The organism is Bacillus sp. iso_77 (assembly GCF_056173625.1).
In genome coordinates, this window is record NZ_CM149683.1 from 1,704,086 (window position 1) to 1,727,285 (window position 23,200).

The window sequence follows — 23,200 nt, forward strand, 5'->3', positions numbered from 1 at the left end:
ATTCTGGTAAAAGAATATGTCATAAAAGGAGTCTTTTTTATATGAAAATATTAGATGCTCCATCTTTACTATCAGCTGTAGAACAGAGATCAAAGGCCTATCATGAGCTTCAAGAAGAAATGAAACTTGTGAAAAAAGCATTAAAAAGTGTGTCGGGGTTAGGTGATGAATTTACTGGAAAAGGTGCAGACAATATCAAATCTTTTTATGAGGATCTTGCGCTGTACACAGACGCTTATCTTGATTTTATCGATATGCAAAAGGCTTTTTTAGATGGAGTCAAAGGAAAGCTTGATGATGAATCATTAGGCGGGAGTACTTTTATTGATGAGCACTTTTTAGACACTCAATTAAAACAAGGGATTCAGAACAATAAAGATATGGTCAAAGAACAAAAAGAGGCTCTTTCCACTATTTTTGACGATATCAGTGATTTAATTGAATTACATACTTTTTCAAGTAAAGAGGTCAATGAACATTTAGATGATGCGAACAAAAAAAGAAAAGAGACCATTGAAGTTTTACATCAAATAGACAATGATTTAAAAACGGAATACGCAAAGTCAGAAGCGGTTGAGAACCACCTCAACACTTTTTATGCAAAGATGATAGCTGCTACTGGAAAAGGAAAGAATGCGCAGCCAATGTATTACGATTCAAAAGCATTTCATGAGACAGATGTGTACAAGAATCATGATAAAATCGATGCACAGGTGAAAGCATATTTAAAGGTGAAAAAAGAAGAAAAAGAAAAACGAAGAATCAAAGAACTGAAAGAAAAGCTCAATGATCCTTCGTGTCTATCGGAAGCGAAATACTTTGAGATTGTAGACGAAATTGGATATGAGAATCTCACATATGATCAAAAAATGTATTACAGCCAGCTTCTCCAAATCAAAGCACAGGAAGAAGCATCGGAGGTATTCGTTGATAGTGTAAAAGGTGCTGCAGTTGGTCTATATGATGTGGCAAAAGATACAGTAGTTGGTATCTACGATCTTGTGACAGATCCTGGAGGTGCCGTTGAATCGGTCGTAACGGCTGTTTCACATCCAATTGAAACATCGAAAGCGATTGGAAAATCGATTTCAGACTCATTCCAAAAAGAAGTCATAAATGGTGATGCGTATTCTCGGTCACACTGGTTCGCCTATGCGACTGGTTCTCTTGCGGAAATTGTCTTTGGTTCTAAAGGGGCAGGAGCCATCACAAAAACAGGGACAACAGCTGCCAAAACAACAGTGAAGAAAGGGCTTGAACAAGGGGCAAAATCAATCGGTAACGTCACCATTCCGAATCTATTGCCATACTCACCAAAGTTTCAACTATCAGGTGGAGGGAAACTCCCTTATAACGTGTTTGACGGAGAAAATCTCAAAAATAAACTCATCTCCATGGCAAAGCGTCTAGATAACAACTCAGGATACGGAATCTCTAAGACAGGCAGAAGATTACCAGCACCCAAATCACCACCGACCGTTGTCAGTTACGGAGAGCACTATGTGCGATGGAAACGCAAAAAGGTATTAAAACCGAATGTCGTTTATTCAACAAAGCAAGGTTACACCTACACAACAGATCACTATGGCCGCATTGTCAAAGTCGAAGCAAATAATTTAAAATATGGAGAGGTCAAAAGAAACCAATATGCTCAATCCAATTCAGGAAAGCCGGATCGATTGCTGGATGATGATGGTGGTCATTTAATTGCGACTATTTTCAAAGGTTCTGGTGATATTGATAATCTGGTGCCGATGAATTCGCAGATTAATCGTAGTGGCGGGAAATGGTATGAGATGGAACAGAAATGGAGAAAAGCATTAGCATCTGATCCCCCAAAGCGTGTAGAAGTTATAATTGAGCCGAAATATTTAAATGATTCAATTAGACCCTCTGAGTTTGGTGTGTTTTATAGCATAGAAGGAAAAGAAAAGTATCTAATTATTGAAAATAAAATCGGAGGGTGAATAATATGGAAAACATAACAATAGATTCTATCTATCAAAAAATAGCTGAACTTATTCATGATAACATTCCAGTTGAATGGGAAGAAATACGAATGTATACGGAAGTGGTCAAACACGAAGCAGAAATAACTTTTTACTTTAGAAAAAAGGGGGATAAGGAGTTTATTTACGGGCACAATATACCTAAATTATTTAATATCAGTAGATCAATATATATGGATTTTTTAGTTGAATTAACACGATTATTTAGACAGTTAAAAACATTATATGAAAAAAATAATTATGGTTCATGGACTAATCTCACGCTTGAGATGGAGCATTCAGGTAAATTCTCGATTGAATATGGGTATGAGGATATTTTCTCATTAGGTATTGATGGTGATCAAAGAATAGCCGTTTGGGAATACGAAACGTTCGGATTTCTACCTGAAGACGAGAAAGATAAAGAAGCTGTGCTAAATTATTTGAAAAATAAAGAAGAAAATAACAAATAGTAAATGACCCTCCAAATAAATGAAGGAGGGTTTTTGTAATTCATTAGAATTTCTCATTTTACCTATTTAAACCGATAAACCGTCACTTCACACTCACCAAGGACCTCTTCTATCATCTCTCGAACAACCGTCCAATCGCCACCTGCCAAGCCGCAGCCGATCCCATAAGGAATGGCGATAGAATGAAGGAGGTTCTCTTCATTTGGGTTTGTTACTGTCTGTTTTAGATGTTCAAAGCAGCTGCGTAATGCGTCGTCATCTGTTTGTTTTGTTTTTCTTCCGTATCCAACTTGAGCGAATAAGTTGGCAATGGTTTTTCCATCGTTTGTTGTGATGAGCTGGACGGAGCTTAATAAGTCATCTCCTTGTTCTGCACATAAACGTTTATAGTCTTTATACACATTTGGGTATTTGCTTTTGATTTGCTTTGCTAATCCTGCTCCCATGACACCCTTACAATTCACTTGGTGACAGATGATATCTTCTTCTGCGTCTAAAATATTGCCTTCTACCGTTTTGATCATTTCAAGTCATCCCTTTTCAATAAAATACAAACTTATGTTCTATTATATCAGTTTTGATGACATTATTTCATTACAAAAAGCGCTTGGAGTTTAAAAATGGATACGTCCATGCGATCAAATGATCAAAAACAGTCCATGACATCTAAAATAGTGAAAGATAAAGAAGAAATAGTAAGGAGACCCTTATGGATAAAATAGAAACAAAACGGTTAATTCTTAGACCATTTCGTGATGAAGATGCACCTGGAATGCTTGCATCCAAGAGTAAATTGTTTTCTGGATGATCAAATCTCTACATTAGAAGAAGCGGTCGCTAAGGTGTAAAAAAGAAAAGCAGATCACTCTTATATGGCGATTTGTTTAAAAGAAAGTCAGTTGATTATCGGTGAACTGTTTCATTTAAAAGATGAGCCTGACACGTATTCAATTGGCTGGAATTTTCATGCGTTATATGAAGGGAAGGGATATGCCCGTGAAAGTGCAGAAGCTCTCTTGTCATATCTATTTGTCAATCAAGGAGCAAGGCGCTTATATGCATATGTAGAAGATGACAATGATCGATCTCAAACATTATGTGAGCGTTTAGGCATGAGGAAAGAAGGCCTCTTTCTAGAGTTTGTTTCATTTACTACAAATGAGGATGGCACCCCTAAATATGACAACACCTATCAATATGCTTTGCTGAAAAAAGAATGGGAGCAGTTTCATTCTAAATAGTGCTTTGTTTCTTTGTATCCGGATGACAACGAAGTGACAAAAATGTGAGATGATCCCTTTATTTTGTTCGCTCGATCGATGTCACGGTCTTCTTTTTTCATTTATCCTTTTCCTAAACGAAGCAAAAGGAATGAAATGAGATGCAGGAGTTTAATGAACGGGTATTTCGGTCGATTAATCAACTTAGTATGAATCACGATGTCTTAAATCCAGTTCTTATTGGATTGGCTGAATATTCAGTGATGTTCATTGCGATCATGTTTTTGATCATGTGGTTTCAAAATCGGAGCAGAAGAAACAGATGGATGATGATATCTGCTGGGTTGACCTTTATCTTGGCAGAGATGTTAGGGAAAGTCGCTGGGCTCTTTTATTCCAATCAGCAGCCCTTTGCAGAATTGAATCAAGTCAATCTTTTAATCGAAAAGGAAGTGAACAACTCTTTTCCGAGTGATCACACCATTTTTATTTTTTCCATTTGTATAGTCTTTTGGCTTTTCCACAAGCGTCGTATTTATTGGCTTTTCATTGCCTGCGCTGTAGGGTTTTCAAGGATTTGGGTAGGTGTTCATTATCCATTTGATGTGTTGGCAGGTGCTGTGATCGCTTATTTAACGGCAGTAACGGTTGTTTATTTGCCGCTATTCCAAAAGGGCGTTAGCCTGCTTCTGTCGTGCTATGAATGGGTGGAGCAGAAATGGACAGGAGAGAGAATCAAATAATATGTAAGTCCACGAAAAAACACCCCAATCTGTTATGACATCAGATCGGGGTGTTTATTATTTTCGCCAAAATGTGGAACAATCTGCTTTGTCTTCAATGTTAAATTCGATGATTTTTTTTAACAGAGGATAGTCAATCGGTAAGCTTTCCTTCATCCGAAACATCTTTTTTCCATGGTCATAACCAGCTTGTACAATATCTGCTGAAAAGTGATCAATCCCTTTTCCTTCTGGTGCGACAGAAATGTGGTGTTTTGCGACGCTAAATCCAATAATAAATGTGCCATGATCTGTGAACATGGGCTGATTCCAAGCAATTCTTGGCTCTAATTGAGGGAATGTGTCTGATATCCATTGTAAGATGTCTTGCATGCGCTGTTTCAGCTCTGGATGACCGATGTTGCTTACATATTCTTCAAAAACCTGCATTGTTTTCATCCTCCATATTCATCAAGCCTCAGACGGGATTCGAACCCGCACTCCTTTCGTAAGCATAGGCTAGGGGGCAACACGCTTCCCTACGGAATTTCACCGACAGGAGTTTCACCTGTCTCAGCTCATTTGCTTTTCGGTGCTTCTGAAACCCTTGCCTTGCGACCCGCTAGCTACAATTGTTTTACGGCGCTCTTCCCTTCTAGAGCTACTGAGGCACGGAAAGTTCTTGTTCATATTATATAGAGAAACTTGAAAAATGAAAAGCTATGCTCATCGTCTAATCCAATCGCACAAAATAGTCAAAGGCACATATGATAAAAGACCATATAGTTATGTATACAGCATGGAATTGGGCTGATTGTAAGTGACAAACCTGTTGATGAGTAAACTAAAAGAGATAAACAATCAAACAAAATTAGAAGGCTTTACTCACAAACGTTCGATGAGTTCTCCCTTTTTGCTCACCATGGAAGATGGGGAACCTTTTTACTCATGGGTGTTTTTTGAAAGAAGTGTGTTTAAGACTTGCTATTTTTCTTTGAGTTCTATCAATGAAAAGCAGAATTGTGTGGTGTTGGAACTTCTTGTACCGTGTTGCAATAGATCAACATGCTGTCAAAAAGTTTTGTATCGATCCAGTTCGAAAATTCTTGTAGATCTTTCTTTTTTATGTGGAATCATTGAAGTAGAGCTTCCTGTATATGATGCGCTTATTTTAAAAAACATAGAATCTCACCACATCTTTCTTTGTTTTTCCACAACGCCCAGTTCGGTGGAAGTATGGCGGAATGGAACAAAATTTCTCAATACGGCAACTGTTGTGTTGCATCATCAAGATCATCAGGATGTACCAGTCGCAATTAGGATTCACACTGGTACATTTTGTTATGATCTTCTTGTCCAAAAAGGAGAAAGTCGTGCGATTACTGTGAAAGATGTGAAATTTATCTTGAAATCTCCATCAACTGAAAATGTGCAAGCACGATTAGACATGCAAATCAACATGGTGCAAAGAAGAAAAATAAAGCTTTGAAGCTGTGATAATCGCACAATCATCCAATATCAATGGATCATAGTCTATCAAGACTAGGTTGAAGGAGGGTTAAAATGGCTATTTTAGGCGGATGTAGTAATGAACAAGCGGGCTTTGTAAATGATGCAGTATGCTTCACACTTGATTTAGCAGCAGCAGCTGATGCAGTTGTCGTCTGGACAGATGGAACACCTTATGTCATAAACGGAACCATCATGGTGGAAAACAATGGGATTGTGGCTGTAGCACCTACTGTGGCTTTAGAGGTAAACGGTACAGCTGTTCCTGATTTCACGGTACCTCCAGGAGAGAGTCGATCCATTACGCTCAGTGATCTGAACTCGATTGGGATTTTAGCTACTGGTGGAACCTCGACTGGAAGTATTGTCGTTTCGTTTTCTCTCAATTATCAGTATTAGTGTGTATGTCTTGAAGATTCCACAGTTTGAAAGTAGTGAGAGACATGTGCGCCCAACTTAATATGTGTGGAGGAATAACCGGCCCGACTGGAGCCACAGGTCCAACGGGAGTAACTGGCGCAACAGGGACAACTGGAGCCACGGGTTCAACGGGAGTAACCGGTCCAACCGGCTCAACAGGAGTAACCGGTGCAACTGGAGCCACGGGTTCAACAGGAGTAACCGGCGCAACCGGCTCGACGGGTCCAACGGGAGCCACAGGTTCAACAGGAGTAACTGGTCCAACGGGAGCCACGGGTTCAACAGGAGTAACTGGCCCAACGGGAGCCACAGGTCCAACCGGTGCAACGGGCACAACTGGAGTCACAGGTCCAACCGGTGCAACTGGTCCAACGGGAGCCACAGGTTCAACAGGAGTAACCGGTGCAACTGGAGCCACGGGCACAACTGGAGTCACAGGTCCAACCGGTGCAACGGGTCCAACGGGAGCCACAGGTTCAACAGGAGTAACTGGTCCAACGGGAGCCACAGGTTCAACAGGAGTAACTGGTCCAACGGGAGCCACAGGTTCAACAGGAGTAACTGGTCCAACGGGAGCCACGGGTTCAACAGGAGTAACGGGCACAACTGGAGTCACAGGTCCAACCGGTGCAACTGGTCCAACGGGAGCCACAGGTTCAACAGGAGTAACCGGTGCAACTGGAGCCACGGGTTCAACAGGAGTAACCGGCGCAACCGGCTCGACGGGTCCAACGGGAGCCACAGGTTCAACAGGAGTAACTGGCCCAACGGGAGCCACAGGTCCAACCGGTGCAACGGGCACAACAGGTGACACAGGTCCAACCGGTACTAGTTTAACAACTAACTCGATGTACGCATCCAATACGTCGGGAAGTACGGTGCTGGTTGTTTTAGGCGGAACGGCAGTGACGCTGCCTAATAACCAAAGTTTAGATGGATTTACCGTAAGTGGTGGTAATACGGTGTTTACTGTACCTGTTTCAGGGCGGTATTTTATCACGTATCAAGTAAATACAAGCGCTGCACTTCTGGCAGGAACAAGGGTGATTAACAACGGAACACCCATAGCAGGGTCTATTTTAACACCTGCTTTATCTACATCTACCTACAATGTATCTCTCATTACAACACTTGCAGCAGGGAATCAAATTTCTCTTCAAATATTCGGTTTAGTCGCAACCGTAGTATTACTTGGCGGGGGATCTGTTGGAGCGGCATTAACCATTATCAGATTGGAATAAATCCAAAAAGCCCAATAAGGGCTTTTTTTTCAATTCAACCGTGTCCTTTAATAGAAAAAAGACGGGATTTTTAGTGTATACATCATTGACTAGGAGAAAGAAACGCAATAACAAAGGAATCGGTTATTGAAGATTCAAGTGATTCATATTAAAATGATGTCAAATGGACGAATTAGCAATTGCTAATAGAAGTTCCATATTTAGTGAAATCATGTGGTGTAGCTGAAGGTGATTGGGGGTGTAGAATGAGCAAAGTTCCTGTGGCGGAATTGGCATCACTATTAAATGACTGGAACATGGAAATCAAAAAAGATCATGCAGATGAGGCAGAACGGCTATTTGCTAAAGCGAAACAGGCAGTAGAGGAAATTGATGATAATGACATCCTCATGTATTATTCTCTTCTAGAGAAAAGGCATCATATTTTGATGTACAATTTAAGAGGGCAAAAAGGCAATGTTTCAACGAAAAGTATAGAAGGCCATTATGGGAAAAAAGATGATGATTTGTCTAATCGCCTTGCTTATTATTTTGATTTTTATGAGGGTGTGTATGAACAGCATCAGGGGAATTATGAGGTTGCATTACAGATGTATCAAAGTGCGGAAAAGCTCTTAGATAAAATTCCAAGTGAAATCGAACGCGCTGATTTTGATTTTAAGGTCGCGTGGCTTTACTATCGCCTGAGTCATATTATGCTTTCATTAAGTTATATTCGTAGGGCTCTACACGTCTATAAACGTCACAAGCAATATGAAAGAAGAACTGCACTTTCATATTCTCTTATTGCAGCCAACCTTACAGAGATTGGCAGGTACGAAGAAGCGCTTGAGAATTATCGTTTAGCGGAAGAGGTGTTGACTAGCGAACAGGATGATTTTATGCTGGCTCAGCACCACCATAATGTGGCCATTTTATATTCATTTTGGAATAAACCGAAAGAATCTATACGACATCTTGAAAAAGCATTGTCTCATCAAGAGTATTATGATTCAGATTTCTTTTTCCATTCTACGTATCTGATCAGCCGGGAACTCTGTGTGATTGGTGAAAAGCAGCGTGCAAGTCAGTATATAGAGGCTGCATATGCCCGAATGAAAGAAGCTTCTCATGAAGTGTTTCAGCTCAAAATAGGCATCGTACATGATCTTTACTTAACGAATGTGCCACAAAGATTTCAGCAAATTAATGAGAAATTAAGAAAGTTAGAAGAAAAGAATGAATATCATGAAGTGAAAGAGCTTTCTCACTTTGCTGCAAAGTATTGTGAAAATCAAGCACTATATGAGCAGTCTGTTTTTTACTTGAATAAAAGTTTAGAAGCGGATTTACATATGAAAAGAATGGGGTTGATATAAGATGAAAACAGGATTAAAAGTATTATTCGTTGTAGGTTTAGCGGTCGCTGCGGCTGTTTTAACTGAAAATGTAGCGGGTTCTTTCGAAGTAGCAGAAAAAATCATTGGTGGTTAATCACCCAATCATATCTCGCCCTTGTTGATGATGATCAGCAAGGGTTTTTTATATGGGTGAAAATAGGCTCTTCTTATTAAACGCTGCAAGAACGTTTAATAAGAAGAATTCGCAACAAAGGGGGTGTGCAAATTTGTTACCTGCTCCATTATTCTAAATAAACATAGGGCAGAGCAACAAGTTAAAAAGGTCACCTTTCTTTGCTTAATTTAATTTTTTGCAGGACTTTTCATTCAAATTTCATCAAATTGGTCTATTGTACATAGAAATTGTTACAAAAGAGGGAACACCGCTCCATTTGTCACGCATATGATGAGATGAGGTGTAAGTTGAAGGCAGGTGATTGTATGGATTCACGGGTGTATGGAGGCTTTCATGGCGGCGGTTTTAGCGGCGGAGCAGTGGGACCTCATATTGGCTTTGGCGGGTATTATGTGAGCCCTGGCGTGTTTTCGGGCTTAGGAGGTTACCCTGGATATGGGGGGTTCGGGACGTTTTCTGGATATTCTCCATATGGCTCCACATTCATTATGGGGCGTCCTCCTGGTTTTTATGTAAGAAGTTATTAATGTTTCATCACAGTGATTGAAATAGCCATCTAAGATTGGCTATTTCAATTGGTGAAAGTGCTTAAATGTAGCTGTGATCACAATAACCCCTAGGATGCAAATAGGCAGCCAAATGATGATAAACGGATCGTAAGCATCTGTATACGCAGCTAAAGCAGCTCCTAGGCAGTAAAAGACAATAGAACCGATTCGCAGCAAGCTCACATGTTGAATAGGGGCTTTTCTTTTTTCCCGATTTGATAAGCGTTGCGCCAAATCTTCAAATAAGTTAGCAAGTGTACTCGTTAAAACTGTTGTAGAAATGCCAGCGACATTTAATTTGCGTGCGGCCGCCGTTTGCATGCCCATCGCCATACTTAAAAGGATAATCAGCATAAAATAAGCACCTTGCGTATAAGGAAAAATGGTCATAAGAGCAAATAGAAGCAAGATGATGACTTCTATGATAAAGATGCGTGTAACGGCTTTTGGCCAAAATGTTTTTTCTTGTTTTCCACCTATGACAACAGCTAGTAAAACACCTAGAACAAATCCGCTAAGTGCCGTGATGGAATGAAGAGCGGTTAACTGCAATGAACTGCCTGCTGCAATGCCAAGCAGTACTATATTTCCCGTCATATTTGCTGTAAACACGTGCCCTAGGCTTAAATAGCCAATAACATCCACTATTCCTGCGGTAAGACATAAGAACATCAGGGCAATGTTTCGTATTGAGTGTGCGGTCAAAATGGTCATCCCTTTCTTTCTCTCTAATGAATAAGTGTAACGCTTAATGACCGCGTATGTCCATTTTATGAGCTGGTAACATGTCCTGCAGCTGATATAAAACTTGTCGAAAAGAATCATCATTCACATGGTGCCTCATTTGCCGGAATGGGTCGCCTTTTTCCTTTAGACGTTTCATAACAGCCGGCATCGTAAATAAAGAAGGGTGACATTCTTCACTATTTAATTCTTCCCATTCAATCGGTGTTGCAACAAGTCCGAGCTCGTTTCCTCTCGGGGAATACGGGGCGATGATTGTTTTTCCAGCATCATGTTGAAGGTAGTCTAAATATAAACGGTTGCCGCGGTTTTTCTTTAGACGCTCTAGCGTAAACAACTCGGGTGCTTGTTCACATAAAAATTGGCAGATGAACGCAGTGAATTGTCTAGTTTGTTCATATGTGAAGGCATTTTTCTTCAATGGGATATAAACTTGTAGCCCTTTCCCACCACTTGTTTTAATAAATGCAGTGAGAAAGAGTCCATCTAAAATGACCTTGATTCGTTTGGCTGCTTCTATTGCTAGGTGAAACTCTTTAACAGAAGGCGGATCTAAATCAAATACAATTTCTACAGGCCGATCTGTATCTCTCGTTTCAAAAGGAATATGAAATTCCATCGCCAGCTGGTTACCAAGCCAAAGCAACGTGTCAGGATCATTACAGATTGTGTAAGAAATATCGTGCGCTTGATCTGTCTCAACAAAATCAGGCGCATAATCGGGCGTAGCCTTTTGATAAAAAGATTCTCCACCAGTGCCATGAGGAAAGCGTATTAACGTAAGACGTCTTTCACGTAAAAAGGGTAATAAATAGGGAGCGGCTTGCCTCAAATAAAGTAAGTAATCTGCCTTTGTGATATGAAGGGCAGGTACAACCGGTTTCTCTGGGTGGGTGACGTCAATCAAAGCTGGGAGCGGATAAAGCTGTTTGAGCATGTGTTGAAAGGTACACGTTGCTGGATCTGCATCGAATAAAAACGAAGAAAACCGGGGCTCTCGTAAGGCTGATCCATCAAAAGAGATACAGGCAATCTTTGCGACAATGGATGGTGGGATTTCATAATGTGATGCTCCAGTCATTTGACCTTTGGTTAGAAATAAGGTGCGCAGGGTTTGTTCTTCTTCTTTAGAGAAACCATGCTTAAATTGGACAACCTCTATGAGATTCGTTTCTTGATAAAGACATCCTTGAAAATAGCCATTGTCTTTATCAAAACGAGTCACGATGACAGATACATATCGCCAATTTTTGATTTTGAGCCATTCTTTCGAGCGGGTATGCTCCTGCCATTTACTCATCTTCTTTTTAGCAACTAATCCTTCCGCTAAATATGTCGTCATGATTTTTTTCATGTCATCAGGGCTGCTATCGGTTTGGATGATTTGAAGAAGAGAGGGGTGATTCAGCTGAACGGAGAGAGGAAGATTTGCAGCTTGGAACACCTCATGCAGCTCAGCTTTTCTCTCAATCAACGGTAAATCAACGAGGGATTTCCCTTTAAATCTCAATAGATCAAATGCAATCAAATGACATGGAAACCGCTTAGCCTGGCGTTGAATGGTTTCTGTGTTTTTCAGGCGGCCTCTTTGCTGAACTTTAGTAAAGTCGCTTTCTTGTTCACTCAGTAAAAAGACCAATTCTCCATCTAGGGTCAGCGGTAAAAAAGGTGCAAGCTGCTTTGTTAGTTGCTGGCACTGATCAATGACTTCAGGAAATTGTTCATTTAATCGCTTTCCGGCTCTGCTCTCTAAATGGATGGTGTCTTTTTCCCAAATAAGAATGGCCCTGAAGCCGTCATATTTTAATTCATACAGCCAGTCTGCTCCAACAGGAATATCATGTGCAGACGTTAAACGCATCGGTTTCATTGTGTTTTTCACTTCCTTACATCATGTGTTCTTAGAGTGGGATGAAATTTTCATAAACATACATAACTCAGATGAAAACATTGCATAGTAAGGAGAAAAGAACGGAGGCGTTACGATGCATACAGTATGGAAGGGTGGCATTAGCTTCGGACTGGTGAATATTCCAGTCAAGCTGTTTACCGCTACAGAAAACAAAGATATTAAATTAAGACAGCTTCATAAAGAATGCCATACGCCGATTAACTACAAAAAGGTTTGTGCTAACTGCGGCGAGGAGGTAGCGCCAGAGCAAATTGTAAAAGCGTACGAGTATGCCAAAAATAAATTCATTGAATTGGATGAGGAAGAACTCGAGAGGTTGAGAAAAGAAAATGAAGAAAAAGCCGTCGAAATTATTGATTTTGTGAAGATAGAAGAGATCGACCCCATCTATTATGAAAGAAGTTATTTTCTATCTCCAGATACCGGCGGAGCAAAGGCTTATTCATTATTAAGAAAAGCGTTACAAGAATCAGGGAAAATCGGTGTAGCCAAGATCATGATTCGCTCAAAGGAGCAATTAGCGATTGTTAGGTGCTACGAACATATTTTACTAATGGAAACCATTCATTTCCCTGACGAAATTAGGCAAGTATCAGATGTCCCGAATATCCCGCAAGAGGAAAATATCGTGAAGAAAGAGTTGGATACAGCACTCCTTTTAATTGAGCAGCTGACCACCACATTCGATCCAGCCGCTTATCGCGATGAATACAGAGAGCAGCTGATGAATGTAATTGGAGACAAAATCTCTGGAGAACATACCGTTCAACCAGCAACGACAGGTAAAAAAGAGGCTTCATCCAATGTCACCGATTTGATGGCCGCTTTGCAGGCTTCTATCGATCGATCAAAACCTGAAAAAACGAAAAAAGCAGCACCTAAGAAAAGAAAAGCACCCGCTAAAAAAGAAAAGAATGCATAAAGAAAAGACCGCTCGCCAAAGGGCGGTCTTATTTTGGCTTCACCACATCCTGAATCGTCCCGTCTGTTCGGTGGATGACAACTGCTGTTCCTTTTTTAGATGAAATCTCTTTCGCGCGGTCGATGGCTTCCTGTTTCGTTTCTTTTACCTCACTTGCACGCTTCGCTTTTTCAGTTTGAACCGCCCAGCCTTCATCATGTTTCACGACATGCTGCGCATGATCCATGAGCTCAGGTCGTGCAGAGCTGCTTTTCTTAGAAGGAGTCACAGAACCATGAGAGTGAAAGTCCTCCATTTCTTTTTCCGTCGCATTCTTTTTCCACTCTTTCGCTTGATTGATCGCAATTGGAATCGCTCTACCTTCTTCATAGCCTTCCTGCACCATTTTGTTGGCAATCTCAAGTGCTTTTTTTCGAATGACTTTGTCTAGTGATTGGAATGAAGCTGGATAATCTTCCATTGTCCAAGGCATATTGAACGCTCCTTTCTTTTATTTGAACACCTTCCCCCATATGCAATGGATCAAACATTTCACCATCTCAATCCAATGGCTTGGTTGAAATACATCGTTTTGCTGAGGAAGAATGTTTTCAATTCCTACACAATAGAAGATAGTAAAGGAGTGATTGAAATGATGATGAAAGGCTTGTATGAAGCACATTTACCTGTGAGTGATTTGAAGGCATCCATTTCTTTTTTTGAAAAATTGGAATTAACGCTTGCTCATGAAAATGAACGAGTGGCCTTTTTATGGATTGAGAAAGGAAAGAGCTGGCTCGGCCTTTGGAAGGTTGATATGTCCACTGTTCCATATCACCCAGCGACGCGACATGTGGCCTTCCAAATAGAAACATCCAGCCTTGACCAGATCAAAGAATGGCTGATAGAAAAAGGGATCAGCATACATCCGATGTTTGGCTTTTCGGAAGAGCAACAGCCTTTAGTACTTGATAATCCACCACAATTTCATGCCGCCATTTATTTTCTTGATCCCGATGGAAATCTGCTTGAATGTATTGCACCGCTAGAAATTGATGCAGCAGAACATCATGAGATGATGACATTTGAAGATTGGGAAAGAAAGAAAAATCCGTTTATTGATTGACAAAACCGCTCATTGTAACTATATTGATTACAACGGTGGTGAAGGAATGTGAAACAAATTAGCAGCAGGTATACCATTGCTGTTCATATCTTATCTTTTATTGCGGGTGTTTCAAAAGAGTGCACAGGGGATTTTATTGCAGAAAGTGTCAATTCAAATCCAGTCATTATCAGAAAAATGATGGCTATGCTCAAAAAGGCGGATCTCATTGAGATTCGCCGAGGAGTTGGCGGTGCTTCCTTAAAAAGGCCGGCAGAGGACATTACTCTACTAGATGTGTACCGGGCTGTGGATGTAATCGAAGATGAAGAGTTGTTTAATTTTCATCAACCAGTCATTGCGTGTCGAATTGGTCAAGCCATGGATACGAGACTGCGGAAAGAACTCAAAGAAGCACAGTCTGCACTTGAGCATCGCCTAAAACAAGTGACAATTAAGCAATTATTAATCGAGGCGGAGTAGAAAAAGCTCATACATAGAGCTTTTTTTACCCCTTCGTTGTAACCATTTTGATTATAACGAATGCTCTGATGTAAGAAACAAGCTGTTTCATTCAGGAACATCACCGTTGAACGAAAAATGAGGAGGTCAAATTAATGAAATTATTAGTGACAGGTGCAACAGGACAACTTGGATCGCTCGTCGTGAAACATTTGCTCGCAAAAGTACCAGCTGAACAATTGGCGGTCAGTGTTCGAGATCCGCAAAAAGCAGTACATTTGAAGGAAGCTGGGGTGGATGTGCGCAAAGGAGACTTCACACAGCCGGATACACTTCAAACAGCGTTTCAAGGGGTTGATCGCCTTTTGATCATTTCGTCTGGGGATGGAGACCGCGTGAAGCAGCATATCAATGCCATCCAAGCAGCGAAAGCAGCGAATGTGTCATTTATTGCTTATACAAGTGTTGTCAATGCAAGAGAAAGTCAGCTTAACCTAGCACATGACCATGCAAAAACAGAAGAAGCGATTTTGGCCTCTGGCATCCCCCATGTTTTTTTAAGAAACAATTGGTATGTGGAAAATGAAAAAGATACGATTCTGGCATCAGTCAACGGAGCGCCGTTTATCAGCCCAATTGGTGAAGGTAAAGTCGGCTGGGCAACAAGAAATGACTATGCAGAAGCAGCAGCAAATGCGTTAACACTGCCGGCACATGATCAGGAAATCTATGAATTGTCAGGACCGCTTCGCACACACCCTGAACTTGCACAAATGGTCAGCAAGGTGAGCGGCAAAGAGATCAAAGTAGAGCACATGGATATAGATACATTTGGAGAATTTTTAGCGTCAAATGGTGTACCGAAAGAAGCTGTTCCATTTGTCAAAGCGATGCAAAGCGGAATTCGCGATGGGGCATTAGCAGTCGAAAGCCATGATTTCGAAAAACTATTAGGCCGTTCTTTAACACCTCTTGAAGACGGAATACGTGAAATGATTTCAAAATAAACATGTCAAAACGCCCTGTAAAAAGGGCGCTTTTTTTATGTACCTTCACAAACATGATGTCCAAATTTTAGACAAATCCGTTCATTGAAATTTCAGAAATTTGGGATTAAAATGAAATGAAGGTCCATTATTTAGTCATCAGATGACCAGACATAAATCAAGGTGCAGCAAAAGAAAGGAAGTTCGCCGATGAGAGTCAGTTTATTTGTCACCTGTATCATTGACACGATGCAGCCACATGTAGGAAAGGCGACTGTTGAGGTATTAGAGCGGCTTGGTGTTGAAGTGGAATTCCCTGAAGCACAAGTGTGCTGCGGGCAGCCCGCCTTTAACAGCGGCTATACAAAAGAAACAATCAAAGCGGCCAAAAATATGATGAAAGCCTTTGAATCAGCTGAATATGTCGTCACACCATCAGGTTCTTGTAAGGCCATGTTTTTAGAATATCCGCACCTTTTTAAAGAAGACCGAGCGTGGTTTGCCCGTGCTCAGGCACTTGCTGCGAAAACATATGAATTAACGGAATTTATTGTTGATATATTACATGTAACAGATGTAGGAGCGAGTTTGAAAGGAAAAGCCACCTATCATACCTCCTGCCATATGACGAGACTGCTTAGAATTAAGGAAGCGCCTTTCACACTGTTGTCAAATGTCAAAGATTTGGTGATGGAACCATTGCCTCGCGCTGAAAATTGCTGCGGATTTGGAGGAACTTTTTCAATCAAAATGACACCCATTTCTGAGCAGATGGTCGATGAAAAAGTACAAAGCATAGAGGAGGCAGGCGCTGAATATATCATAGGTGCTGACTGTGGATGTCTACTGAATATCGGAGGAAGGCTGAATCGTCTTCATAAGCCAGTTAAAGTGATGCATATCGCAGAAGTGTTGAATAGCCGCTGAAGCTAAGAGGGGGAACGGCACATGAGTATGAAAATTGGAGAGAAGGCTTTTAAAGAGCGGATCGGCGAAGGATTAGAAGACGCTGTGATGAGAGGAGCTGTTTCCTCAGCACAGGAGCGTCTGTATAAAAGGCGGATGACCGCAAGTGAAGAGCTTGGAAACTGGGAAAAGTGGCGGGAACTTGGAGAGGACATCAGGCAGCATACACTTGCCCATCTTGATGACTACTTATATCAATTAAGTGAGAGCGTGAGTAGACGTGGAGGTCATGTGTTTTTTGCAAAAACAAAGGAAGAGGCATCGGCGTACATCCAAGATGTAGCACAAAAAAAAGCAGCAAAAAAAATCGTGAAATCAAAATCAATGGTCACAGAAGAAATTGAAATGAATGAAGCGCTAGAAGAGATTGGCTGCGAGGTAGTTGAAAGCGATCTTGGAGAATATATTCTTCAAGTTGATGACCATGAACCACCTTCACATATCGTGGCACCAGCCCTTCATAAGACGAAAGAACAAATACGGGAAGTTTTTCACGAAAAGCTTGGATATGATATGTCAGAGACTCCTGAAGAAATGACCAAATTTGTAAGAGCTTTGTTACGAGAAAAATTTCTTGAAGCAGATATTGGTGTGACGGGCTGTAACTTTGCTGTGGCTGACACAGGATCGATTTGTCTTGTGACGAATGAAGGGAATGCGGATCTTGTCACGTCCATTCCAAAGACACATATCGCAGTCATGGGGATGGAGCGGCTTGTACCAACGATGGAGGAGCTCGATGTCCTTGTCGGTCTATTGTGCAGAAGCGCAGTCGGTCAAAAGTTAACAAGCTATATCTCTGTCGTGGGACCAAAAGGAGAAGGAGAGGTCGATGGACCAGAAGAGTTTCATTTGGTCATTGTGGATAACGGACGGTCAAATATATTAGGGACGGAATTTCAGCCAGTTTTGCAATGTATTCGGTGTGCAGCCTGTATCAATGTGTGCCCCGTTTACCGGCATGTTGGCGGTCATTCGTACGGATCAATTTACCCGGGTCCGATTGGCGCTGTTCTTTCGCCGTTACTTGGAGGATATGACGACTACCAAGAGCTTCCTTTCGCCTCAAGTTTATGCGCAGCCTGTACAGATGCTTGTCCAGTGAAAATTCCACTTCACGAATTATTAATCAAACATCGACAAGCCATCGTTGAAAAAGAGGGGAGAGCGCCTAAAGCGGAAATGATGGCAATGAAAATGTTCGGAATGGGCGCATCCACTCCTAGAATGTATCGATTTGGAACAAAAGCAGCCCCTGTGCTCTTGAAACGTATGGCTTCAAACGGACAGATTTCAAAAGGTGCGGGTCCTTTAAAGAATTGGACAGAAATTCGTGACCTCCCAGCGCCAAGCAAAGAAAGGTTTCGGGATTGGTTTAAAAAGAAACAAAAGGAGGAGCGGCAATGAAAGGTACCATTTCTCATCGAGATCCATTTTTAGCACATATCCAGCAACAATTAGGCAAAAGCTCTTCCAAGCCTGCATCTATTCGGCGTCCGGTTTGGAAGCATCGAGTCAATTGGGAAACAAATGAAGGTCTGGCGAAAGAAGAATTGATAGAGCAATTGAAGGTGCAATGTCAGCAAATTCATACGAGAGTGGTAGAAACAACGCCAAAAGAAGCACCCTCAACGTTACGATTATTGATGAAAGAGTATGGAGAAGGTCCTGTGATGACTTCGAGCGATAGACGTTTTGCACAATATGAATGTCATCCTATGTTTCAAGCTTTGCAGAAAGAAGGAATCTCAGTCACTAGCTGGAATGCAGATACATCAAGAGAAGAAAATATAAGGCAGGCAGAACAAGCGAAATATGCAGTGGTATTCAGTGATTACACACTTGCAGAATCCGGAACGGTTGTTCTTTCCTCCCATCAAGGTCAAGGGAGAGCACTTCATTTTTTACCGATGATGTATATCGTATGTATTGAAAAAAGCACAATTGTCCCGCGGATGATTCATGCTGTTTCAGCTCTTCATCGCTTAGTAGAAGAAGGAGAGCAGACGAAAGGCGCCATTCATTTTATATCAGGTCCAAGTAATTCTGCCGATATTGAAATGAATTTAGTGGTTGGTGTTCATGGGCCGGTGCGGGCTGTTTATGTATTAATAGATGATGAATGAGGCTTTCGTGAAGAAAGCCTTTTTTATGTAAACATTCTTAAAATTCATCTTGCTTCTAGGCGAATAGTCATAGTAAGATGACGTCATACAAGATGAGAAGCTCATCTACTGCTGATGTAAAGGAAGCTGCTAATGGAAATGAAGACAAATGCTCCAAAGAAGTCGATTGCGGTGCCGCTTGTGATCTCAATCATTGCGATTTCGTTTTCGGCCATTATTGTGAAGTGGTCAAGTGCGCCTGCTGCTATTTTAAGTATGTATCGAATGATATTTGCGGCGGTTTTGATGCTTCCGTTTATTCTGCCGCGTCAAAAAGAGTTTGTCTCGTTAAAGCGAAGAGACTGGTTTTTCTTATGTATGTCAGGTTTCTTTTTAGGGCTCCATTTTGTTTTGTGGTTCGGCTCATTGAAGCTCACCACAGTGGCGAGCTCTACAATCATCATTGCACTTCAGCCGATGGTGTCATTATTAGGCGGATTTCTCATTTTTCGTGAACGAACAACGAAGTCAGCCATTTTCACAATGTGTGCGGCGATTGTTGGTGCGCTCATGATCGGATGGGGGGATGTCGGCCATAGTCAAGACGCCATTATAGGAGACATTTTATCCTTTTTCAGTGTAATCGCTGTTGTTTGTTATTTATTAATCGGTCAACAAGCTGTGAGAAAGATATCTCATTGGATTTATAGTTTTTGTGTATTTGGTTTTGCCGGCCTTTTTTTAATTTTATTTAACCTTATACAGCAAACGCCTTTTGTAGGCTATTCGGGTAAAGAATGGGGGATTTTCTTACTGCTCGCCATTATCCCTACCATGTCCCATGTCATTAACAACTGGCTGTTAACCTATGTGAATGCGACAACTATTTCAATGAGTATTCTAGGCGAACCTGTTGGGGCAACGATACTCGCTGTTTTACTGCTTGGAGAGAAAGTCACGCTGCTACAAATGTTCGGTGGTCTACTTGTCCTTTTAGGTGTCTTTTTCTTTTTGATGCAGCAGCGACAAGGAATCGTGATGAAAACAAAAAAATCCGGTTAACTCCCGGATTTTTACTTTTTTAAATGATTTTTTTCAATTATTTTATTTAATCTAGCCTCGACTTTCTTCAATTCCACTTGTTTTCTTCTTATCATTCGAATCGCGATGACAACGATGGTCACGATCAATGCAATGAATAGAAGAGAAAATACTTGGAATACGATATCCCCAATGTTGAATGCAGTATTCGCTTCATTAGGCATGTGTAACCCTCCTTATATCTATATATTACCATAATCAATAAAAGATTGAGATTTATCCATAATTTATCTATAATAGGTAAAATATCACTCATTAAAGGAGAACCATTATGAGAACTTTAGTCCTTTTACGAGGTCTCCCAGGTGCAGGTAAATCAACTTGGATCAAAGAACAAGGCTTAGAACCATATACATTATCAGCGGATCAAATCCGTCTGTTAACCCAGCCTCCGCAGTTATCAGTCAATGGGAAACCGGAAATTTCAAGCAAACATGATCATAAAGTCTGGTCTTTATTATTTGAACTCCTCACAGCCCGAATGGAACGAGGAGACTTTACTGTCATTGATGCAACACATGTCACAAGTAAGTCCATTTCGCAGTATAAATCATTAGCTACTTCATACCGCTATAGAGTGTATGTCGTCGATTTTACGCAAGTGCCTCTTGAAACATCCCTGCTGCAAAATCGCGGTCGAGAGCCGCACAAAGTAGTGAAGGAATCTGTGTTATATCAAATGAATGAACGGTTAAAGACAGAGAAGGTGCCTTCATGGGTAACCGTTTTGACGCCTGAGGAATATCCAGCCATTATGACTTATCAGCCTAGGTCTTTTGATCAGTATGAGGCCATTCACGTATTCGGTGATATTCACGGCTGTTACACAGCTCTAAATACTTATTTGCAAGGAGACTTGAAAGAAAACGAGCTTTATATCTTTGCAGGTGATTTGCTTGATAGAGGAATAGAAAACAAGGAAGTTTTAGAATGGATGCTGGCACATAGAGAATGCCGCAATGTGATCGTCATTGAAGGAAATCATGATCAGCATCTTTACAAATATGCACATGAAGAAAAAGTGAGAAGTAATATGTTTAACCGTCATACTGCGCCTGAAATTGCGGAAGCAGGTTTTGACCTAAAAGAGTTAAGGAAGTTTGTCAGAACATTTCATCAGCTCACCTATTTTACGTATCATGGTCAGACATTTCTTGTCACCCATGGTGGGCTTGCCCATTTGCCAGAAGAGCTTCTGCATGTCTCATCGCAGCAGCTTATTCACGGAGTAGGTGAATATTCAGATGACATTGACCACTTATTTGTCCAAAACACTTCTGGATTAGATATCATTCAAATTCATGGTCATCGCAATTTATATAGACTGCCTATCCAAGCGGCGGATAGATCTTATAATCTCGAAGGTCAGGTTGAATTTGGCGGACAGCTGCGTGTGTTAAAAATCACAGCAGGCGGGATTGAGACACATGAAATTGACAATCCTGTCTACAGAGCTTCTGAAAACAATCAACCGGTCTTTGTTCAGCCCAATGTGACGCTGGATGATTTTTTAGCCCATTTAGATCAGCATGAATATGTACAGGAATTAAAGCTGCCACACGATATTTCATCTTTTAATTTCACGAAAAAAGCATTTAGTGAAAGACAATGGGATGAAATAAATGTCAAAGCAAGAGGGTTGTTTATCAATATGACTTCAAAGCAGATTGTGTCTAGAAGTTATAATAAGTTCTTTAATATTGATGAACGTCCTGAAACCAGAATGCAGCATCTAGTGAATCATCTTCAATTTCCTGTGACGGTCTATGATAAAGCAAATGGATACTTAGGTACGGTTGGGTTTAACGACATAAAAGATGAACTGGTGTTTACGTCCAAATCGTATACGTCACATGTGAAGCAAAATCAGCATGCTGCTTGGGTCGAAGAGCTATTTTATGCGACCTTTGACGATGTGCAGGTCGATTACATCAAATCATATGTACGCGACAACCATGTATCCCTTGTATTTGAAGTCATTTTGCCAGAGAAAGACCCGCATATTATCACATATGATCATGATCAACTCATTTTACTTGATATCGTGAAGCGTCAGCTGAGCTATGAAAAAGAACCATTTGCTGAAGTGAAAAGGCTCAGTGAACAGCTTGGCATGCGGTGCAAACAGCAAGTGGCAGTGTTTCATGATTGGACCTCTTTCTATAAATGGTATCAATCTGTATCACATGATGACACAATCAAAGAAGAAGGCTATGTCATTGAGGATAACAGCGGCTTTATGACCAAGTTAAAGCTTCCTTATTATCAATTTTGGAAGCAAATGCGATCCATTAAACAGCGTGTTGCAGATAAGCGCTCCACCCAAAAATATATGCATGCTTTGCAAACAGCAGAGCAAGCAAGATTTTATACATGGTTGCTCGAGCAAGATCCAGTAAACGTGAGAAACTGCTCAATCATTGAGCTGCGTTCACAATTTGAGCAAACGGAAGCGGGCCATTTGAATAATGACGGAATAAATGCATAGTCTAACAAAGAGTCTTTTCTAAAGAAAAGGCTTTTTTTCATGAAATCGAAAGGTGGAAGCTGAAATGCCAGATCATATTGAAGTCATTCTTCGAACCATATTTGCTTTTGCTATTTTATTCGGCGGTGCCCGTCTTCTTGGAAAGCAAACCATTGCGCAAATGAATATTTTTGATTTCATTGCAGCGATCAGTCTAGGTTCAATTGCGGCGAACCTGGCGTTTAATACTTCGCTTCCGCTTCATCACACAACCATATCTTTTGTGTCACTTGTCATCATCATTTATGTCATTTCTTTGCTTGCTTTAAGAAGCCGGAAGATGAGAGGTTTTATGGCCGGTAAACCAACGCTTGTGATTCAAAATGGCAAAATCCTTGAAGAGAATATGAAAGGAATGAGGTATACACTTGATTATTTAAATCAACAGCTCAGAGAAAAGAATGTGTTTGACATTAGTGAAGTTGAATTTGCAATGATTGAAACAGATGGGCATATGTCAGTGAAAAAATACCCTTCATTTGATTATGTCACGCGAAAAGATCTTAACCTGTGGAAGCAGGCAGAGCGTTACATGCCCATTGAAGTCATTATGGACGGAAAGCTCATTTTGAAAAACCTTCAAGAAAACCAATTAACGGAGCAGTGGATCTATGAAGAACTTCAAAAAAGGCAGCTGTCTTTAAAAGACATTGTTTATGCGGTTCGTTCAAGTAATGGCAGTTTATATATTGATACATATGACGATCACATCCATTCTCCAATTGACCAAGAATGAACATATAGTTCAGACGACA

Annotated in this window: 24 protein-coding genes and 1 pseudogene; 19 read left to right on the forward strand and 6 right to left on the reverse strand. The window is 40.8% G+C overall.

Translation table 11 applies throughout. The features are described from left to right. Positions 1-41: 41 nt before the first annotated feature. Together AC0VYC_RS08605 and AC0VYC_RS08610 are read left to right on the forward strand one after the other, a co-directional pair. A complete protein-coding gene (locus AC0VYC_RS08605; protein WP_475389918.1) occupies positions 42-1,967 on the forward strand; it encodes a T7SS effector LXG polymorphic toxin in 1,926 nt (641 codons plus the stop codon). Positions 1,968-1,972: 5 nt separating this feature from the next. Next, a complete protein-coding gene (locus AC0VYC_RS08610) occupies positions 1,973-2,461 on the forward strand; it encodes an immunity protein YezG family protein (RefSeq protein WP_335350574.1) in 489 nt (162 codons plus the stop codon). 62 nt (positions 2,462-2,523) lie between these two features. Here the strand turns inward: AC0VYC_RS08610 and AC0VYC_RS08615 are convergent, their stop codons facing one another. Then, complete coding sequence (locus AC0VYC_RS08615; protein ID WP_135008858.1) at positions 2,524-2,985, reverse strand: macro domain-containing protein; 462 nt, start codon at positions 2,983-2,985, stop codon at positions 2,524-2,526. A gap of 185 nt (positions 2,986-3,170) precedes the next feature. On the opposite strand from AC0VYC_RS08615, the pseudogene AC0VYC_RS08620 reads away from it, so the two are divergent. After that, positions 3,171-3,702: pseudogene (locus AC0VYC_RS08620) on the forward strand (GNAT family N-acetyltransferase). A 140-nt stretch (positions 3,703-3,842) separates the two neighbouring features. Next, the gene (locus AC0VYC_RS08625; protein WP_024720417.1) at positions 3,843-4,424 is read left to right on the forward strand and encodes an undecaprenyl-diphosphatase; all 582 of its coding nucleotides are present in this window, start codon (positions 3,843-3,845) and stop codon (positions 4,422-4,424) included. 57 nt (positions 4,425-4,481) lie between these two features. Here AC0VYC_RS08625 and AC0VYC_RS08630 read toward each other — a convergent pair whose 3' ends face one another. Further along, entirely contained in the window at positions 4,482-4,853 is a 372-nt protein-coding gene (locus AC0VYC_RS08630) for an iron chaperone (protein WP_008343954.1), read from the reverse strand. 385 nt (positions 4,854-5,238) lie between these two features. On the opposite strand from AC0VYC_RS08630, the gene AC0VYC_RS08635 reads away from it, so the two are divergent. The 5 genes from AC0VYC_RS08635 to AC0VYC_RS08655 all read left to right on the forward strand — a co-directional run bounded on the left by AC0VYC_RS08635 (position 5,239) and on the right by AC0VYC_RS08655 (position 9,615). Then, positions 5,239-5,892 (forward strand): CotZ-related putative spore coat protein, encoded by a 654-nt coding sequence (locus AC0VYC_RS08635; protein WP_024720419.1) that lies wholly within the window; start codon positions 5,239-5,241, stop codon positions 5,890-5,892. A 74-nt stretch (positions 5,893-5,966) separates the two neighbouring features. Next, on the forward strand, positions 5,967-6,311 hold the full coding sequence (locus AC0VYC_RS08640; RefSeq protein WP_008343952.1) for a DUF3992 domain-containing protein: 345 nt from the start codon (positions 5,967-5,969) through the stop codon (positions 6,309-6,311). 44 nt (positions 6,312-6,355) lie between these two features. Beyond that, positions 6,356-7,573, forward strand: coding sequence for a BclA C-terminal domain-containing protein (locus AC0VYC_RS08645; protein ID WP_427243663.1), 1,218 nt, complete (start codon positions 6,356-6,358; stop codon positions 7,571-7,573). Between the two features lie 245 nt (positions 7,574-7,818). Then, positions 7,819-8,931 carry a response regulator aspartate phosphatase gene (locus tag AC0VYC_RS08650; protein ID WP_327855452.1) on the forward strand — a complete coding sequence of 371 codons (1,113 nt, stop codon included), beginning with the start codon at positions 7,819-7,821 and terminating at the stop codon, positions 8,929-8,931. A 462-nt stretch (positions 8,932-9,393) separates the two neighbouring features. Continuing rightward, positions 9,394-9,615 carry a hypothetical protein gene (locus tag AC0VYC_RS08655; protein ID WP_024719106.1) on the forward strand — a complete coding sequence of 74 codons (222 nt, stop codon included), beginning with the start codon at positions 9,394-9,396 and terminating at the stop codon, positions 9,613-9,615. Positions 9,616-9,654: 39 nt separating this feature from the next. Here AC0VYC_RS08655 and AC0VYC_RS08660 read toward each other — a convergent pair whose 3' ends face one another. Continuing rightward, positions 9,655-10,350 (reverse strand): YoaK family protein, encoded by a 696-nt coding sequence (locus AC0VYC_RS08660; RefSeq protein WP_008343947.1) that lies wholly within the window; start codon positions 10,348-10,350, stop codon positions 9,655-9,657. Positions 10,351-10,384: 34 nt separating this feature from the next. Next, entirely contained in the window at positions 10,385-12,250 is a 1,866-nt protein-coding gene (locus tag AC0VYC_RS08665) for a DNA ligase D (RefSeq protein WP_327855451.1), read from the reverse strand. A 115-nt stretch (positions 12,251-12,365) separates the two neighbouring features. On the opposite strand from AC0VYC_RS08665, the gene ku reads away from it, so the two are divergent. Next, positions 12,366-13,214, forward strand: a complete 849-nt coding sequence (gene ku / locus AC0VYC_RS08670) for a non-homologous end joining protein Ku (RefSeq protein WP_007499384.1) — start codon at positions 12,366-12,368, stop codon at positions 13,212-13,214. A gap of 28 nt (positions 13,215-13,242) precedes the next feature. Here the strand turns inward: ku and AC0VYC_RS08675 are convergent, their stop codons facing one another. Beyond that, positions 13,243-13,686, reverse strand: coding sequence for a DUF2188 domain-containing protein (locus AC0VYC_RS08675; RefSeq protein ID WP_007499382.1), 444 nt, complete (start codon positions 13,684-13,686; stop codon positions 13,243-13,245). Between the two features lie 159 nt (positions 13,687-13,845). Here AC0VYC_RS08675 and AC0VYC_RS08680 point away from each other — a divergent pair, with 159 nt between their 5' ends. The 7 genes from AC0VYC_RS08680 (at position 13,846) to AC0VYC_RS08710 (ending at position 19,879) form a co-directional block, all read left to right on the forward strand. Further along, entirely contained in the window at positions 13,846-14,319 is a 474-nt protein-coding gene (locus AC0VYC_RS08680) for a VOC family protein (RefSeq protein ID WP_051404169.1), read from the forward strand. Between the two features lie 48 nt (positions 14,320-14,367). Beyond that, positions 14,368-14,781 (forward strand): Rrf2 family transcriptional regulator, encoded by a 414-nt coding sequence (locus tag AC0VYC_RS08685; RefSeq protein ID WP_041507230.1) that lies wholly within the window; start codon positions 14,368-14,370, stop codon positions 14,779-14,781. Between the two features lie 134 nt (positions 14,782-14,915). Next, entirely contained in the window at positions 14,916-15,767 is an 852-nt protein-coding gene (locus AC0VYC_RS08690) for an SDR family oxidoreductase (protein ID WP_427243658.1), read from the forward strand. A gap of 189 nt (positions 15,768-15,956) precedes the next feature. Beyond that, positions 15,957-16,673, forward strand: a complete 717-nt coding sequence (locus AC0VYC_RS08695; protein WP_041092692.1) for a (Fe-S)-binding protein — start codon at positions 15,957-15,959, stop codon at positions 16,671-16,673. 21 nt (positions 16,674-16,694) lie between these two features. Further along, entirely contained in the window at positions 16,695-18,119 is a 1,425-nt protein-coding gene (locus AC0VYC_RS08700) for a LutB/LldF family L-lactate oxidation iron-sulfur protein (protein ID WP_475389926.1), read from the forward strand. Continuing rightward, positions 18,116-18,838 (forward strand): LutC/YkgG family protein, encoded by a 723-nt coding sequence (locus tag AC0VYC_RS08705; RefSeq protein WP_337902809.1) that lies wholly within the window; start codon positions 18,116-18,118, stop codon positions 18,836-18,838. Before AC0VYC_RS08700 ends, AC0VYC_RS08705 begins: the two co-directional genes overlap by 4 nt. Before the next feature lie 132 nt (positions 18,839-18,970). Continuing rightward, positions 18,971-19,879: a DMT family transporter gene (locus AC0VYC_RS08710; RefSeq protein WP_039167701.1), complete on the forward strand. Its 909-nt coding sequence runs from the start codon at positions 18,971-18,973 to the stop codon at positions 19,877-19,879. 11 nt (positions 19,880-19,890) lie between these two features. Here the strand turns inward: AC0VYC_RS08710 and AC0VYC_RS08715 are convergent, their stop codons facing one another. Then, entirely contained in the window at positions 19,891-20,082 is a 192-nt protein-coding gene (locus tag AC0VYC_RS08715; RefSeq protein ID WP_343489494.1) for a hypothetical protein, read from the reverse strand. A gap of 107 nt (positions 20,083-20,189) precedes the next feature. Here AC0VYC_RS08715 and AC0VYC_RS08720 point away from each other — a divergent pair, with 107 nt between their 5' ends. Together AC0VYC_RS08720 and AC0VYC_RS08725 are read left to right on the forward strand one after the other, a co-directional pair. After that, positions 20,190-22,406 carry an RNA ligase gene (locus AC0VYC_RS08720; protein ID WP_427243655.1) on the forward strand — a complete coding sequence of 739 codons (2,217 nt, stop codon included), beginning with the start codon at positions 20,190-20,192 and terminating at the stop codon, positions 22,404-22,406. Positions 22,407-22,470: 64 nt separating this feature from the next. Further along, the gene (locus tag AC0VYC_RS08725) at positions 22,471-23,181 is read left to right on the forward strand and encodes a DUF421 domain-containing protein (RefSeq protein WP_427243653.1); all 711 of its coding nucleotides are present in this window, start codon (positions 22,471-22,473) and stop codon (positions 23,179-23,181) included. The last annotated feature ends 19 nt before the right edge of the window (positions 23,182-23,200 follow it).

What these genes read in the sequence shown, in the direction of transcription:
- AC0VYC_RS08605 (WP_475389918.1), top strand. Translation starts at nt 42, where the DNA reads ATGAAAATATTAGATGCTCCATCTTTACTATCAGCTGTAGAACAGAGA.
- AC0VYC_RS08610 (WP_335350574.1), top strand. Translation starts at nt 1,973, where the DNA reads ATGGAAAACATAACAATAGATTCTATCTATCAAAAAATAGCTGAACTT.
- AC0VYC_RS08615 (WP_135008858.1), bottom strand. Translation starts at nt 2,985, where the DNA reads ATGATCAAAACGGTAGAAGGCAATATTTTAGACGCAGAAGAAGATATC.
- AC0VYC_RS08625 (WP_024720417.1), top strand. Translation starts at nt 3,843, where the DNA reads ATGCAGGAGTTTAATGAACGGGTATTTCGGTCGATTAATCAACTTAGT.
- AC0VYC_RS08630 (WP_008343954.1), bottom strand. Translation starts at nt 4,853, where the DNA reads ATGCAGGTTTTTGAAGAATATGTAAGCAACATCGGTCATCCAGAGCTG.
- AC0VYC_RS08635 (WP_024720419.1), top strand. Translation starts at nt 5,239, where the DNA reads ATGAGTAAACTAAAAGAGATAAACAATCAAACAAAATTAGAAGGCTTT.
- AC0VYC_RS08640 (WP_008343952.1), top strand. Translation starts at nt 5,967, where the DNA reads ATGGCTATTTTAGGCGGATGTAGTAATGAACAAGCGGGCTTTGTAAAT.
- AC0VYC_RS08645 (WP_427243663.1), top strand. Translation starts at nt 6,356, where the DNA reads ATGTGCGCCCAACTTAATATGTGTGGAGGAATAACCGGCCCGACTGGA.
- AC0VYC_RS08650 (WP_327855452.1), top strand. Translation starts at nt 7,819, where the DNA reads ATGAGCAAAGTTCCTGTGGCGGAATTGGCATCACTATTAAATGACTGG.
- AC0VYC_RS08655 (WP_024719106.1), top strand. Translation starts at nt 9,394, where the DNA reads ATGGATTCACGGGTGTATGGAGGCTTTCATGGCGGCGGTTTTAGCGGC.
- AC0VYC_RS08660 (WP_008343947.1), bottom strand. Translation starts at nt 10,350, where the DNA reads ATGACCATTTTGACCGCACACTCAATACGAAACATTGCCCTGATGTTC.
- AC0VYC_RS08665 (WP_327855451.1), bottom strand. Translation starts at nt 12,250, where the DNA reads ATGAAACCGATGCGTTTAACGTCTGCACATGATATTCCTGTTGGAGCA.
- ku (WP_007499384.1), top strand. Translation starts at nt 12,366, where the DNA reads ATGCATACAGTATGGAAGGGTGGCATTAGCTTCGGACTGGTGAATATT.
- AC0VYC_RS08675 (WP_007499382.1), bottom strand. Translation starts at nt 13,686, where the DNA reads ATGCCTTGGACAATGGAAGATTATCCAGCTTCATTCCAATCACTAGAC.
- AC0VYC_RS08680 (WP_051404169.1), top strand. Translation starts at nt 13,846, where the DNA reads ATGATGATGAAAGGCTTGTATGAAGCACATTTACCTGTGAGTGATTTG.
- AC0VYC_RS08690 (WP_427243658.1), top strand. Translation starts at nt 14,916, where the DNA reads ATGAAATTATTAGTGACAGGTGCAACAGGACAACTTGGATCGCTCGTC.
- AC0VYC_RS08695 (WP_041092692.1), top strand. Translation starts at nt 15,957, where the DNA reads ATGAGAGTCAGTTTATTTGTCACCTGTATCATTGACACGATGCAGCCA.
- AC0VYC_RS08700 (WP_475389926.1), top strand. Translation starts at nt 16,695, where the DNA reads ATGAGTATGAAAATTGGAGAGAAGGCTTTTAAAGAGCGGATCGGCGAA.
- AC0VYC_RS08705 (WP_337902809.1), top strand. Translation starts at nt 18,116, where the DNA reads ATGAAAGGTACCATTTCTCATCGAGATCCATTTTTAGCACATATCCAG.
- AC0VYC_RS08710 (WP_039167701.1), top strand. Translation starts at nt 18,971, where the DNA reads ATGGAAATGAAGACAAATGCTCCAAAGAAGTCGATTGCGGTGCCGCTT.
- AC0VYC_RS08715 (WP_343489494.1), bottom strand. Translation starts at nt 20,082, where the DNA reads ATGCCTAATGAAGCGAATACTGCATTCAACATTGGGGATATCGTATTC.
- AC0VYC_RS08720 (WP_427243655.1), top strand. Translation starts at nt 20,190, where the DNA reads ATGAGAACTTTAGTCCTTTTACGAGGTCTCCCAGGTGCAGGTAAATCA.
- AC0VYC_RS08725 (WP_427243653.1), top strand. Translation starts at nt 22,471, where the DNA reads ATGCCAGATCATATTGAAGTCATTCTTCGAACCATATTTGCTTTTGCT.